The organism is Alkalihalophilus marmarensis DSM 21297, from assembly GCF_000474275.2.
GTDB classification, from domain to species: domain Bacteria; phylum Bacillota; class Bacilli; order Bacillales; family Bacillaceae_D; genus Alkalihalophilus; species Alkalihalophilus marmarensis.
Map to the genome: position 1 here is coordinate 239,598 of NZ_ATAE01000008.1, position 13,984 is coordinate 253,581.

Here is a 13,984-nt window from a genome sequence, read left to right on the forward strand (position 1 = left end):
GAAAATGTTTAAATAATCAGCGAATCGGGTATGAACATAATCTGCTTGTAGAATTATACGTGAAAGGAATTGAAGGAATGATCACATTTGACAACGTCTCAAAACAATATGAAGACGGTACAAAAGCAGTCGATACCCTTAATTTCACCGTTAATAAAGGTGAGTTCTTTGTTGTTATTGGACCAAGCGGCTGCGGTAAAACAACTACAATGAAGATGGTAAACCGGCTGATTGACCCAACAGATGGAACCATCCGCATTAATGACCAAGACATTAAAGAAGGAGATATACATACTTTGCGCTGGAACATCGGATATGTTCTCCAGCAAATTGCCCTTTTCCCCAATATGACTGTTGCTGAAAATATTTCAGTAGTTCCAGAAATGAAAAAGTGGTCAAAAGAAAAAATAAAAAAACGGGTAGATGAGCTTTTAAATCTAGTTGGACTTGAACCGGAGACGTATCGCGATCGTATGACGAATGAACTCTCAGGAGGCCAGCAGCAGCGTGTCGGTGTAGCAAGAGCACTTGCTGCTGATCCAGACATTTTATTAATGGATGAACCATTTAGTGCCCTTGATCCAATCAGCCGCGAGCAGCTGCAAGAGGATATCCAGCAATTGCAGCATAAGATTCAAAAAACGATCGTCTTTGTTACCCATGACATGGATGAAGCATTAAAGCTTGGAGACCGAATTTGTATGATGAAAGAGGGCAAAATCATTCAAATAGGAACGCCTTCAGAGCTGATGAATAATCCAGCTGACCCATTTGTGACACAGTTTCTTGGCAATCGTCAAGTAGATGCGGAGAACAAAGCGAGCGAAAAGCTGACTGTAGCAGATGTAATGGATAGAAACGTCAATTTAGTTAATCACTCAGCTCTGTCAGAAAAACATACGATTTCTCAGAATGAATGGATTGAGACTGCCTTTTTGAGGCTTAACGAAGGATCAGTTCCTTATCTCTTAGTAAAAGAGAACGAAGAAGTTGTCGGTACAGTAAGTTATGAGGATCTCGCTCGTATGTGGATGAAGGAGCGTGAGGCACAGTGAACACCTTAACAAATTTATATGACCTCTTCCTAGCAAGGCAGGATCTTTTATGGATTGCCTTATGGGAACATATTCAGCTCTCTTTAATCTCCCTTTTAATTGCTGTATTTATTGCGGTTCCGCTTGGCGTGCTTTTATCTAGAAAGCAGAAAATGGCTGAATTCATCATTGGGATCACAGCCGTTCTACAAACGATCCCTAGCCTTGCTTTGCTCGGATTTATGATCTTATTTGTAGGTATTGGGACAACACCAGCAATTATTGCTCTTACAGCGTATGCCTTGCTTCCTATTTTACGGAACACCTATACGGGGATCAGCGAGGTTGACCCTGCTATCCGGGAGGCTGCGCGTGGGATGGGAATGAATTCATACCGCAGACTGATGCGCGTTGAAATGCCAATTGCCATGCCTACAGTGATGGCTGGTATCAGAACCTCAATGGTCCTTATTGTCGGTACAGCGACTCTTGCGGCTTTGATCGGCGCAGGAGGTTTAGGGGATTTAATTATGACGGGAATTCAGCGTGCAAATAATGAATATATCCTGCTCGGTGCAATACCAGCTGCTCTGCTCGCCTTGTTTTTTGATTTTGTGCTGAGGATAACTGAAAGCCGTTCAAAAGGCTCATCCTTCATGCCGATTGTAACAGTCGTCTCACTTGCCTTATTAATTGTCGTTATCCCTCCAATCGTTTCTAGCCAAGGAGGCGGTGATGCAGGTACAAGACTTACTGTGGGTGGTAAAGAAGGAGCAGAGCCGATTATTATCGGTAATATGTATAAACTATTAATTGAAGATCAAACAGATATGATGGTAGATGTTCAAGGGAATTTGGGCGGTACTGATTTTGTCTACAATGCCTTGCGTGTGGGTGACATCGATATGTACCTTGAATTCTCTGGAACGGTAGTCGGCGACCTCTTAAATATTGAGGACTTTAGCTATGATGAACGTGAGGCTTATGAGCAGGCTCGTGATGGCATCTATAAAGCCGAACAGCTTGTATTCTTAGAGCCGATGGACTATCACAATACGTATGCGATTGCTGTTACAAATGAATTTGCCGAAGAATCAGGGGTTGAAACGATTTCGGATTTAGAGCCTTATCAGGATGAGCTCTCGGCAGGATTTACGTTTGAATTTGTCGATCGTCATGATGGTTACCCTGGCCTGCAAGAGAAGTACGGCATCTCATTCTCCAGCGTTCAATCAATGGAAGCTGCTCTTCGCTCTCGTGCGCTTGTGTCAGGAGATGTGGATGTGATCGATGCGTATTCAACAGATGCTTACTTAGTTGAGTATGATTTGGTGGTTTTAGAAGACGACGAACAATTGTTCCCTCCGTACCAAGGAGCACCATTACTTCGAGAAGAAACACTTGAAGAACATCCAGAACTTGAGGAGATTCTGAATCAACTAGCAGGCATGATTACGGAAGAAGAAATTCAGCAAATGAATTATCGTGTCGATTATGATGATGAAAACCCTGAAGATGTTGCAAGAGAATTCCTCCAAGAAAAAGGGTTAATTCAATAAGGTATAATTAAATAAGAGGGAAAGCGGCAGCTTACATGAGGCTGCCGCTTTTATAGTGGAATAAAATGCTCATTTTTATCTGTGTGAATCGCCAGCTGCTGCCATTTATCATTCAGATAGCGTTTATCAAGATCAAGGATTTCATCTGGATGCAGCCCTGCGCGAATATAGGCCGCAAAATCCCATACAGATTCTTTAATCTCCTCTGAGTTATTAATGGCGATCATTTTAAGAGATTCAATTAATGCATTGAGCACCGAGAGATCTTCACAGCCATACTGTCTAATTTGATAGAAACAGCGATATAGGTAGTCATTAAAGCTGCGCTGCTGAAAGATCACACGCAGATTTCCGTTCGAATCATTATAATAAGCTCTATGCAGGTTTTTTCTTGATAGAACCGTTAATACTCTCGCTAGTGCACGCACACCGCTGACTGCCGTATTGGGATCATTTATCCCTGGTGATAGGGCACGCAGCGTGATCTCTACTAATTTTGTAAGACCAAAATCAATATCCTGAATGGTGGCTCGCTCCCCGCCCACAAGTATGTGTTTCTCGTATAGGGAGTGCTTTTCTTTTGGCAAGGCTCCGTATGTTTCAAATAATACGCCTCCTTGCTCAATATAGCTCCCAAGACCCGCTTCAACTTTGAGGATTATATTATCCGCTTCCGCTTGATTAGTTAAGCCTTTCACGTCAATGACCTGAACATACCCGTTTTTATGGGCAAAGATATAATGCGGGTTATGAAGAATTAATTCTTCACTTTCCCAATCCCGCCATGGCTCATCATCCCTGCCTGATTGAGTGTCCTCGTAATAATGTTCAATCGAGTGAATTGTATTTTCAGTGATTTTGTGAATCAAGTTGCTCACTTGTATCCATTTACCGACATGATGAACAAAATAAACAAAGAAGCCGACACAGACAAACGCATACGCTACGGCAATCGTTGGTGAAATAAACATTTCTGTTGGGTGATTAGCTCTTAATATAAGTAATAGTAAAAGGGAGAAAAGAAATCCACCAATAAACACACCTAGTATTCGCTGTGTATGAACATCTGTCATAAAGTTTTGCATCGTGCGCGGTGAAAATTGAGATAAATATGTTGTTAAGACGACCATAATTGTCGAAAAGGAGATCGTTGTCATTGTAAGCAAGGAAGAAGAGATCGTACTTAACAGTGTTTGAGCTAGGGAGATATCGGTTATAAGAATTGCAGGGAGCTTGGTGAGCAGAGTGCTGTGTGTGATAACATATTGATCTGCTAAGTAGCTTATCACCGCTAAAATAATTGAAGCGATACTGTAGACAGCAGGGATAAACCAAAATTGATTTCGCAGTTTTATTAATAGCGGATGCACATTTCCTCCCCCTCTTAACCCGTTTTATGTAGTATGTACGAAAAGGTTATCTCTTATTTTGGCAGGAATAAGAGCAGCAAATCTTGAAGAAGGTAAAGAAGTCTATATACGATTTTAGGATAAAAAGGAGTGCATAACGATGGCTATTCAAAATCCGACAGATGAGAAAATTAAAGAGGTGTTACATACGAGTAAGCGTATTGCTGTTGTAGGATTATCAGGAAACCCAGACCGAACGTCTTACATGGTGTCTGAAGCGATGCAAAATGCAGGGTATACGATTATTCCAGTCAACCCTACTGTAGATGAAGTCCTTGGGGAGAAAGCAGTGGCAAGCCTGAAAGAAATTGACGGTGAAGTTGATATTGTGAATGTATTTAGAAGAAGTGAATTTCTACCCGAAGTCGCTCGTGATACGGTTGAAATCGGTGCGAAAACATTCTGGGCGCAGCTAGGGGTTGCAAATCAAGAAGCGTTTGATTATTTAAAAGATAATGGTGTGGAAACTATTATGGACCGCTGCATTAAAGTAGAGCACGCTAAATTTAAATAAGCCTAAATAAAAACGTGCCTTATTGTCTAGGCACGTTTTTATTCGTTTGATTGAGAGTAGTAGATGAGGTAATCGGTCCATTTTCCAAACTCATGTATGAATCCTTTTCTTATACACTCGTACTGCATGCCTGCTTTTTTAGCTAGGGCGATGGAAGCGGAATTATCTATATTGATATGTGCTTCGATCCGGTGATAATTTAATTCCGTATGAGCAAGACGCAGCACTTCCTTTACGGACTCCGTACCATATCCTTTCCCCCAGTGCTGATTATGGATCGTATAGCCGATTCTGCCCCAATGAAAGTTTTCTCTCATTAAAGTTGATACATCGATCACGCCTAAGTGAGTATGGTCGCTCTTGTTAAAAACACCAAATACATATAATGAATCCTCAATGGCCATCCCTTGATGCCGGTTAACTAAGTCATAAAACCATTGTTCTGTGCACATACTCATATCAACCTGCCCCTCATCATAGAGGTGCACAGAAGGCTTCCGGCTCGAGTATTGGTTAAACCAATTCATATAATCATGGTACTGATAAGGTCTTACGATCAAACGTTCGGTGAACCCTGATAGTTGAAAAGTCTGCACGCATTAATCTCCTCTACATTTGTTATTTCAATTATTATAGCATGTGAGATCAATGGCCAATCGTCAATCTTTCGTCAAAATCCGCTATGACTTTTTTCATAGAAAAAGCAGGAATCCCCAAAAGAGGTTGCGAATACTGAAATAACAGCTACAATAGTAAAGGCAATGGTGAACGTGCATTAAACCACTAAATGAACACAGGTTAAAGACCGAATGGAAACGTGTGTTCGTTTGTGCTACAATACAAGTAGCATGTTGAAAGGAGTACCAATCTTGGCTAAGAAACAACATCTTGATTATAACGATGACGCAATACAAGTATTAGAAGGATTAGAGGCGGTTAGAAAACGCCCAGGTATGTATATAGGAAGCACGGATGGACGAGGACTGCATCATCTCGTTTATGAAATCGTAGATAATGCAGTAGATGAAGCTCTTGCAGGATTCGGATCATACATAAAAGTTACGATTCACCGTGACAATAGTATTTCAGTCACAGATGAAGGCCGGGGTATGCCTGTTGGAATGCATAAATTAGGCAAGCCAACTCCAGAGATCATTTTAACTGTATTACACGCAGGAGGTAAATTCGGTCAAGGAGGCTATGCAACGAGCGGCGGGTTGCATGGCGTAGGGGCGTCTGTAGTAAATGCCTTGTCAGAATGGCTCGTTGTCGAAATCAAACGTGATGGAACGGTATATAAGCAGCGTTTTGAAAACGGCGGTAAGGCAGTGACAACCCTAGAAAAGCAAGGGACGACTAGAAAATCTGGTACCACCATTCATTTTAAACCAGACCCATCGATTTTCAGCGTGACCACATATAACTTTGAAACGTTATCAGAGCGTCTGCGCGAGGCTGCATTTCTTTTAAAAGGGTTGAAAATTGAGCTTTGTGACATGCGCAGTGACCAAGAGAACGAGATTTTCCATTATGAAAATGGGATCGAAGCGTTTGTTGAATATTTAAATGAGGATAAAGAAACGTTGCATCCAGTTGTTTCGTTTTCAGGGGAACATCAAGAGATTGAAGTAGAACTAGCATTTCAATTTAACGATGGCTATACAGAGAGTGTCTTATCGTTTGTTAATAATGTGCGAACAAAAGACGGTGGTACGCATGAATTAGGTGCCAAAGCTGCGATGACACGAGCAGTGAATGAATATGCTCGCAAGGTGAAGCTTCTAAAAGAAAAAGAGAAGAACTTGGATGGATCTGATATTCGTGAAGGTTTTACGGCTATTGTGTCTGTTCGAGTGCCTGAAGCAAAGCTGCAGTTTGAAGGGCAGACAAAAAGCAAGCTTGGGACACCTGAAGCACGTTCGGCTGTAGATGGGATTGTTTCAGAAAAGCTATCGTATTTCTTTGAAGAGAATCCTGATATCAGCACGATGCTGATCAAAAAGGCGGTAAAAGCAGCTCAAGCAAGAGAAGCAGCAAGAAAAGCCCGTGAGGATGCGCGTAACGGTAAGAAGAGCAAGCGAAAGGATGTTCTCCTAAGCGGGAAATTAACACCAGCTCAATCGAAAAATCCTAAACGCAACGAATTATACCTCGTTGAGGGTGATTCTGCAGGTGGTTCTGCTAAACAAGGACGTGATCGTAAATTCCAAGCGGTGCTGCCTCTTCGCGGGAAAGTGATTAATACGGAGAAAGCTAAGCTTGAAGATATTATGAAAAACGAGGAGATCCGCACGATCATTCATACGATCGGAGCGGGTGTAGGGGCAGACTTTGACCTCGACGATGTGAATTACGATAAAATCGTTATCATGACCGATGCTGATACGGATGGCGCGCATATTCAAGTGCTCCTCTTAACATTCTTCTATCGCTATATGCGCCCGCTTGTTGAAGCAGGTAAAGTATATATTGCGCTTCCGCCTCTTTACAAAGTAAGCAGAGGAACAGGTAAAAAAGAAGTTATTGAGTATGCATGGGATGAACGGGAGCTTGATACAGCAATTAAGAAGGTCGGACGCGGATATATGCTGCAGCGCTATAAAGGTCTAGGTGAGATGAACGCGACTCAGCTATGGGAGACAACGATGGACCCTGAAACACGTACGTTGATCCGTGTCAAAATTGATGATGCCGCTAGAGCAGAAAGACGAGTAACTACGTTGATGGGTGATAAAGTTGAACCTCGCCGTAAATGGATCGAAACTCATGTTGCCTTCGGTCTTGAGGAAGAAACAAACATCTTAGAAAATGAAAACTTAGCAGTAGTTGAGGAGGAATAAGCGTGTCACAAACAGAGCGTTACTTAGACCTTCCTTTAGAAGACGTTATTGGTGATAGGTTCGGTCGTTATAGTAAATACATTATACAAGAGCGTGCCCTGCCGGATGCACGTGACGGGTTAAAGCCTGTGCAGCGTCGTATTTTATATGCGATGTATCGTGATGGAAACACAGCGGATAAACCGTTTCGTAAATCAGCGAAAACGGTTGGTAATGTGATCGGTAACTATCATCCGCACGGTGATTCGTCTGTATATGATGCGATGATTCGGATGAGTCAGGAATGGAAGGTTCGTAACCTTCTTGTCGATATGCACGGAAACAACGGATCGATTGACGGCGACCCTCCTGCAGCGATGCGTTATACAGAAGCAAGACTATCTAAAATCTCAGCAGAGCTCCTGCGTGATATTGATAAAGAAACAGTTGACTATATTCCTAACTTTGACGATTCAGAAGATGAGCCGGTCGTATTGCCGGCAATGTTTCCGAATCTTTTAGTAAACGGATCAACTGGGATCTCAGCGGGGTATGCAACAGATATCCCGCCGCATCATCTTAGTGAAATTATCGATGGTGTGATCATGCAAATGGAAAAGCCTCAAACGACGCTTGAGGACTTAATGACCGTCATTAAAGGACCTGATTTCCCAACAGGCGGGATTGTTCAAGGGATTGACGGGATTAAGCAGGCTTATCGTACAGGAAAAGGGAAAGTCATTGTCCGTGCGAAAACGGAAGTTGAGGAGCTGCGCGGCGGACGCCAGCAAATCACGATCACTGAAATTCCTTATGAAGTCGTTAAAGCCAATCTCGTAAAGAAGATGGACGAGCTGCGTTTTGATAAAAAAGTAGATGGAATTGCTGAAGTGCGTGATGATACAGACCGTACAGGCTTACGTATTGTTGTTGAGCTAAAAAAAGAAGCAGATGCTAAGGCGATCCTTCATTACCTGTTCAAAAATACTGACTTACAAGTGACGTATAATTTTAATATGGTAGCAATCCATAACAAAACGCCTAAGCTCATGGGATTGCAGCCTCTTATTCAAGCGTATATTGACCACCAGAAGGAAGTTGCGACTCGTCGTGCCCAATATGACTTGAAAAAGGCAAAAGACCGTCAGCATATCGTAAAAGGCTTAATTAAAGCGATCTCTATTTTAGATGAGGTAATTGCGACGATCCGTTCATCAAAAGATAAGAAAGACGCAAAAGAGAATTTAATTCGTGAATACGACTTTTCAGAAGCACAGGCAGAAGCAATCGTGACATTGCAGCTTTATCGTTTAACAAATACGGATATTACAACCCTAGAAGAAGAAGCAGCAGAGCTTGAGCGCCGTATTCATGAGTTAGAAGCCATTTTAGGCAGCGAGAAAAAGCTGATCACGGTGATTAAAAAAGGTCTTCAATCTGTGAAAAAGCAGTTTGCCGATCCAAGACGTACAGTGATTAAAGAAGAAATTGAAGAAATAAAGATTAATATGGATGTTCTAGTGGCCTCTGAAGATGTGATGGTTACCGTTACAGAAGAAGGTTATGTGAAACGAACGAGTATCCGCTCCTATACTGCTTCAAACGGGGAGCCGCCAGGGATGAAAGAGGGAGACAGGCTGCTTGACCGTCTTGAAATGAACACGACAGACACGCTGCTGTTATTCACTAAGCTTGGCAGCTATTTGTATGTACCGGTTCATCAGCTGCCTGATATCCGTTGGAAAGACAACGGTCAGCATATTGCAAACTTAGTTAGTGTTGATCGTGACGACTGTATTTTGAGAGCGATGCCAGTCAAAGAATTCAGTGAGGCCGAGTCACTCTTATTTATTACGAAAAATGGAATGGCTAAACGCTCTCAGTTATCTCTTTATCAAGCACAGCGTTTTTCAAAGCCGCTTATGGCGTTAAAGTTAAAGGCTGATGACGAAGTGGTATCTGTTATGCGGACAGATGGAAAGAAACAATTATTTATTGCAACTCATTTAGGGTACGGATTATGGTTTGATGAAGAAGAAGTAAGCCTTGTTGGTCAGAGGGCAGCAGGTGTAAAAGCAATCAACCTCAAAGACGACGATAAAGTTGTAGATGCTTTCACTTTCGAACCGGACGACAAAGTTGATCTATTTATAGTCACGCATCGCGGTGCTGTAAAGAAAATGCCGTTAAGTGAATTTGATAAATCATCACGTGCAAAACGCGGATTAGTGATGTTGCGAGAGTTAAAGTCGAATCCACATCGAGTCATTGGGTGTAAGCGTGTTTCAAAAGAATCATCAATTGAAATACTTACTGAAAAAGGCCAGCAAGAAACAATCGACCCGTCCGCTTACCGGATGAGTGATCGTTACTCAAATGGATCCTTTGCCATTGATTCAGCACAGGCAGGCTCTGTAACGGAAGTCAGACAAACGAAACGTGAAGCAAGTGAATAAATAAAAGCTGAACCCTAAAAGGTTCAGCTTTTTTATGTTTCTTTAGCCCATCCATTTTTGATAAATTGGGTAATTGAGCGGATCACGCCGATATCATTTAAAATCATAAGGAACACAAGTAACACTGGTCCAAATAACAGCCCTAGCGCACCGAAGAGCTGTAAACCTACAAAAAGAGAAATAAGGACGGCTACAGGGTTTAGATCCAAATTCGATGATAAAATTTTAGGCTCAATGAGCTGCCTTACAATCACAATAATGCCGTAAAGAATTGTTAACCCTATTGCTAGCGAAAAGTCTCCGACGATAAATAAGTAAACAAACCAAGGGATCAGAATCGTTCCTGTACCTAAATAAGGCAAGAGCTCAGCGATTCCAATTACGACGGCAAGTGTAACAACATGTTCTACACGCAGGATGGAGAGTCCAACAAGAACTATTAAGCCAGTAATCATCATTAATATAAATTGAGCCTTCACAAAGCCGAATAACCGAGTCCGAACAGCGGCCCCAAAGTCTCTAATAAGAAGCAAAAAGGAAGGAGGGAGGGCCTCACGTGTCTTCTCTCTATAAAAGGTCCACTGTTTCCCCATAAAGTAAATACTCAAGATGATAAAGACAAAAGCGACTAAGAATGTTGGTACGCCCATCAGAATATGAGTGATTCGATCAACAAGAGATTGGCCTGCTTGTCCGAGCAAACTTCCAACTTGAGATCCCAACTGCACAATACTTTGCCGGAGAGCTTCTTGCTCCTCGTAGCTGAATGTATCAAAGATGCCTAAAATTTGCTGCCAGAAAGGAAATATGACTTGATTGAAAAATTGCTGCAAAGAAACAGATGACGTTTCAATCCACCCTGGGATTTGTTGAAAAAAGTTGCGCAGGCTGTAGCCGATAAGAAAAATCGCGCCGGTTATGACAGAGCTGACTAAAATAATGCTTCCTAATAAGCCGAAAAAACTTGCAAATCCAGAGCTGAATTTAAGCTTTTCTCTCATAAACCGAACCCACGGCTGAAGAAACCAGGCGATCGCAGCAGCAATCCAAAACGGATAGGTTAACGAAAAGAAATTAATAAATAACCAGCCAAATACAATAATTGCAATAGCAATAATAACTGTACGAAGAATCATTAAGCCATGTTCACGTGTCATAAATACGTTCCTTTCGAAAAAAAGAGATCATAACTGCATGTGAATTTGGTAACATATACCATGATTTTAAGTCTAAGTTAAGTCCGTGTCAATTTGCGGCAGATGAGTGCTAAGTATTTAATATAGGTATATATGCAGCAAGCAATAAAAATAGAACAAGTATAAAAAAACAGGAGTATTACAAAGAATAGACAATAAATTGATTATGTAAACTTATGGTCGGTTTAATGAGGGATGAATGAGGACTACAGTTGTTGTGATAATTATAAAATGAGGCTTGGAAAACTCAATGAAAGTTTCGATATAGCATAAATAATTTAGTGATAAAAAAATGTGATGTATTATTAAATTGCCTAAAGAAATTTTAGAATTAAATAGTAACTTGACTAAGTAATAAAGATTAAATTATTTATAGATGATAAGTAACCACTAGAAATGCAATTAAGTTAGATAATCAGTCATTTCATCTAAATTTCTTTTCTGTCTCAAAACTTAAAGTATACTTTTGATATGATACGTAATCCGAATTATTTACATGACGTCCTATAAGATATATTATGTCTACTTCTAACTAAAAAAGAAAAACCTAATTAATATTACATACCTCTACTCTTTATAAAAATCTAGTTATCAAAGCTAAATGCTTTATATTTTCTATCTAGCCAAATTGATTTATTTGTATATATCCATTCACCGAACCTCTTAACATCATCTTTCCCCGAAACGTAGACCCTATAATAGCTGCTGGTTTGAACCACTTTAGAATTAAAGTTGAAGCCATTTAGGATCTGACAAAGTTTAACCATAAATGATTTAGAACCACCTACAAAACATATATAATATTTAGTTTTGTATAAGTGTCCATCTCCATCGAATAATCCTCGTATAAAATGGCTGATATATTGGTCTGGAATGTGCGGAAATTCTATAGTTTTAGATTTATTTGACTGTATTCCATGGAGGTTCATTAAATCATTTTTCATAATCTTGCTGTGAATATATAAAGTATGAACGTTAGTTCTCTTATCAGTATAGATTTTATGAGTTGACCCAAGTTCATTGCGTATGTCTTCAAGTATAGTTTTATCATTTTGAGAAAAAGAAATAGTCTGCAGTTCGCCCGATACACATCCGTCTGCTACAAAAAATCCTAGCACATAAGCCATCTTATCTGACCAATGCTTAAAATAGTCTTCATTTAGAGTATGCTTTTGTTTCCAACTGCCCCGTGGTCGCATTTCAACGTTTAATTTATTTAATATTCTTGTTACTGATCGACTCGTCACTCCTGCTGCTGCACTGATTTCCGCTGAGCTTTGCCCGCTTAAATAACGTACAGCAATCTCCTCATAAGTTAATTTACAGTACCTGCTTCTCCGCTCCATAACATCCCTCCCTTTTGTTATAATTCTATTATAGTACATACGTTCGGTGTGGTGGGGTTAAGTATATGTAAAATTATGTAACCGACACTTTGATAAAACAGCTTGTTGAAAACATCAACAAGCTGTCCGATACTCTATTTTGCTAAAAACTTTCCTATCATGGAGTTAACCAGCTCTGACTTCTCAAGATGCACCCAATGTGTCCCATCAATCATAATAAGCTCTGCATCATCACATAAAGCTGCACTATCCTTCGCTAACTGTGACGATAAAAAGGCATCTTTCTGTCCCCATAATACTTGCACTGGAATTTGAATGATTGATGGTTTTACAAGAGGCGTTCTTGTCATGGCTCGGTACCAATTAAGCATCGTTGTAAGGGCATTTGGCTGCTGCCATGCGTTCACGTACACTGATAAGTCTTTGTCAGTGAATGTGTCAGGAAGACTTGTTTGCCTTAATACCTTTTTCACCGAATCATAATCGCTTTGACTTAGAAGAGTTTCCGGCAGCTTAGGAATTTGAAAAAACATCATATACATGCTGCGCAAAAGCTGCATTGGAATCTTAAAGATGGTTGATTTAAACACAGCAGGATGCGGACTGTTAATAACCGTTAGTTTTTCAACATAATCAGGTTTAGTGGATGCTAAATGCCAAGCAACAATCCCTCCCCAATCATGACCAATAATGTTTGCTTTTTTATAGCCAAGGTAGTCTATCAAACCGGTAGTATCTCTTAAATGATCGATCGTATATTCTCTAATCTCAAGGGGTTTTTCACTTAAGTTATAGCCGCGCTGATCGGGTATTACTACACGATAACCAGCTTTAACAAGTGTATCAATTTGATTGCGCCAGCCATACCAAAATTCAGGGAATCCATGTAAAAGAATGACTAGCGGTCCATCCTCCGGCCCTGCTATAGCTGTGTGAAGCTTTATACCATTAGTCTCAATAATAACAAAATCCACCTTCTCCATCTCAATCTCCTCCTTACCTACGCCTATTTTTCTATTCTCTTTTAATTATCAGCTTAAACCTTTAATACATGGGAAAAACACAAAAGCCATAGCATATGCCATGCACTTTTGTGTTTTAATGTTTAAGCTTTAAATTGGTCATCAGGATGAAGATTATTTTGCATGAGCGCTTGAGTCTGATTAATCGCTTCAGGTGTTGCATGGAGCGTTTCATACCAGCCTTTATCATTCAGCACTTCATATAAATGAGCATGCTGATCATTTGCAGTCTGTAAGCACTCTTCATACACTTGACGGAGATCTGTGTGGCTCGTTTCAAGCATGGTAGAGACTAAGCTTCGGCATCGGCCTTTCTCAAGCTCAAGACAAAGCTGCAGCATTTCACGATCTGTGAGTCCTCTATGTTCTATGTTGTTAGGCATATCATGTACCCCCTGCTGTTATTGGAGTTTAGCTTGATTTAAATAAGTAGAGATTTGAATGATATTTTTTTGATGAGATTCTGCCATATGTTCGATAAGTGATCTTAATTCATCGTCGACACAATGAGCAGCACACCAATTCATTGTCTTGGCTGTGATTTCTTCAGCTCTAATTTCATCTTCAATGAGAGCAAGCTCTTTTGTAGTAAACATCATGATTCCTCCCTAAATACGAGTAAACTTATC

Annotated in this window: 12 protein-coding genes; 5 read left to right on the top strand and 7 right to left on the bottom strand. The window is 40.5% G+C overall.

Going from position 1 to position 13,984, the window contains the following annotated elements:
- The first annotated feature begins 77 nt into the window (after window positions 1-77).
- Both A33I_RS04800 and A33I_RS04805 read left to right on the top strand, forming a co-directional pair.
- The gene (locus A33I_RS04800; RefSeq protein WP_041203335.1) at window positions 78-1,055 is read left to right on the top strand and encodes an ABC transporter ATP-binding protein; all 978 of its coding nucleotides are present in this window, start codon (window positions 78-80) and stop codon (window positions 1,053-1,055) included.
- The gene (locus A33I_RS04805; RefSeq protein ID WP_022627329.1) at window positions 1,052-2,593 is read left to right on the top strand and encodes an ABC transporter permease/substrate-binding protein; all 1,542 of its coding nucleotides are present in this window, start codon (window positions 1,052-1,054) and stop codon (window positions 2,591-2,593) included. The genes A33I_RS04800 and A33I_RS04805 overlap by 4 nt, the downstream gene beginning before the upstream one ends.
- Window positions 2,594-2,643: 50 nt before the next feature.
- On the opposite strand, the gene A33I_RS04810 is transcribed toward A33I_RS04805, so the two are convergent.
- Window positions 2,644-3,963, bottom strand: a complete 1,320-nt coding sequence (locus tag A33I_RS04810; protein ID WP_022627330.1) for a DUF2254 domain-containing protein — start codon at window positions 3,961-3,963, stop codon at window positions 2,644-2,646.
- A 139-nt stretch (window positions 3,964-4,102) separates the two neighbouring features.
- On the opposite strand from A33I_RS04810, the gene A33I_RS04815 reads away from it, so the two are divergent.
- Window positions 4,103-4,516 carry a CoA-binding protein gene (locus A33I_RS04815; RefSeq protein WP_022627331.1) on the top strand — a complete coding sequence of 138 codons (414 nt, stop codon included), beginning with the start codon at window positions 4,103-4,105 and terminating at the stop codon, window positions 4,514-4,516.
- Window positions 4,517-4,554: 38 nt separating this feature from the next.
- Here A33I_RS04815 and A33I_RS04820 read toward each other — a convergent pair whose 3' ends face one another.
- The gene (locus tag A33I_RS04820) at window positions 4,555-5,112 is read right to left on the bottom strand and encodes a GNAT family N-acetyltransferase (RefSeq protein ID WP_022627332.1); all 558 of its coding nucleotides are present in this window, start codon (window positions 5,110-5,112) and stop codon (window positions 4,555-4,557) included.
- A 252-nt stretch (window positions 5,113-5,364) separates the two neighbouring features.
- Here A33I_RS04820 and parE point away from each other — a divergent pair, with 252 nt between their 5' ends.
- On the top strand, window positions 5,365-7,356 hold the full coding sequence (gene parE, locus A33I_RS04825) for a DNA topoisomerase IV subunit B (RefSeq protein WP_201783208.1): 1,992 nt from the start codon (window positions 5,365-5,367) through the stop codon (window positions 7,354-7,356).
- Window positions 7,357-7,358: 2 nt separating this feature from the next.
- Window positions 7,359-9,791, top strand: a complete 2,433-nt coding sequence (gene parC / locus A33I_RS04830; RefSeq protein ID WP_022627334.1) for a DNA topoisomerase IV subunit A — start codon at window positions 7,359-7,361, stop codon at window positions 9,789-9,791.
- 32 nt (window positions 9,792-9,823) lie between these two features.
- On the opposite strand, the gene ytvI is transcribed toward parC, so the two are convergent.
- The 5 genes from ytvI to A33I_RS04855 all read right to left on the bottom strand — a co-directional run bounded on the left by ytvI (window position 9,824) and on the right by A33I_RS04855 (window position 13,954).
- Window positions 9,824-10,948, bottom strand: coding sequence for a sporulation integral membrane protein YtvI (gene ytvI / locus A33I_RS04835; RefSeq protein WP_022627335.1), 1,125 nt, complete (start codon window positions 10,946-10,948; stop codon window positions 9,824-9,826).
- Between the two features lie 623 nt (window positions 10,949-11,571).
- Window positions 11,572-12,333, bottom strand: a complete 762-nt coding sequence (locus tag A33I_RS04840; RefSeq protein WP_022627336.1) for an LAGLIDADG family homing endonuclease — start codon at window positions 12,331-12,333, stop codon at window positions 11,572-11,574.
- 134 nt (window positions 12,334-12,467) lie between these two features.
- Window positions 12,468-13,316 carry an alpha/beta fold hydrolase gene (locus A33I_RS04845; protein ID WP_022627337.1) on the bottom strand — a complete coding sequence of 283 codons (849 nt, stop codon included), beginning with the start codon at window positions 13,314-13,316 and terminating at the stop codon, window positions 12,468-12,470.
- A gap of 122 nt (window positions 13,317-13,438) precedes the next feature.
- The gene (locus tag A33I_RS04850; RefSeq protein WP_022627338.1) at window positions 13,439-13,738 is read right to left on the bottom strand and encodes a spore coat protein; all 300 of its coding nucleotides are present in this window, start codon (window positions 13,736-13,738) and stop codon (window positions 13,439-13,441) included.
- Between the two features lie 18 nt (window positions 13,739-13,756).
- On the bottom strand, window positions 13,757-13,954 hold the full coding sequence (locus A33I_RS04855; protein ID WP_235806157.1) for a hypothetical protein: 198 nt from the start codon (window positions 13,952-13,954) through the stop codon (window positions 13,757-13,759).
- Window positions 13,955-13,984 lie beyond the last annotated feature (30 nt).